Source organism: Paenibacillus sp. FSL R5-192 (assembly GCF_000517845.1).
GTDB classification, from domain to species: Bacteria; Bacillota; Bacilli; order Paenibacillales; family Paenibacillaceae; genus Paenibacillus; species Paenibacillus amylolyticus.
Window position 1 is genome coordinate 1 of record NZ_ASPR01000016.1, and the last position, 495, is coordinate 495.

The 495-nt window shown below is 52.9% G+C and carries 1 rRNA gene; it reads right to left on the reverse strand.

Annotated features, from left to right (window positions below):
- A 23S ribosomal RNA gene (locus C161_RS16340) occupies positions 1-495 on the reverse strand; the annotation flags it as partial.

Here is a 495-nt window from a genome sequence, read left to right on the forward strand (position 1 = left end):
CGGCTCCGGCTCTTCACCTTAACCTTGCACGGGAACGTAACTCGCCGGTTCATTCTACAAAAGGCACGCCATCACCCCTAAAACGGGCTCTGACTTTTTGTAAGCACACGGTTTCAGGTTCTATTTCACTCCCCTTCCGGGGTGCTTTTCACCTTTCCCTCACGGTACTGCTTCACTATCGGTCGCTAGGAAGTATTTAGCCTTGGCAGATGGTCCTGCCGGATTCATACGGGGTTTCACGTGCCCCGCACTACTCGGGATCCGTCTCGGAGGGAACAGACTTTCAACTACAGGGCTTTTACCTTCTTTGGCGGGCCTTTCCAGACCTCTTCGCTTAACCGGTTCCTTTGTAACTCCATGTGAGACGTCCCACAACCCCAAAGAGCAAGCTCTCTGGTTTGGGCTTCTCCGCGTTCGCTCGCCGCTACTGACGGAATCACTATTGTTTTCTCTTCCTCAGGGTACTTAGATGTTTCAGTTCCCCTGGTATGCCTC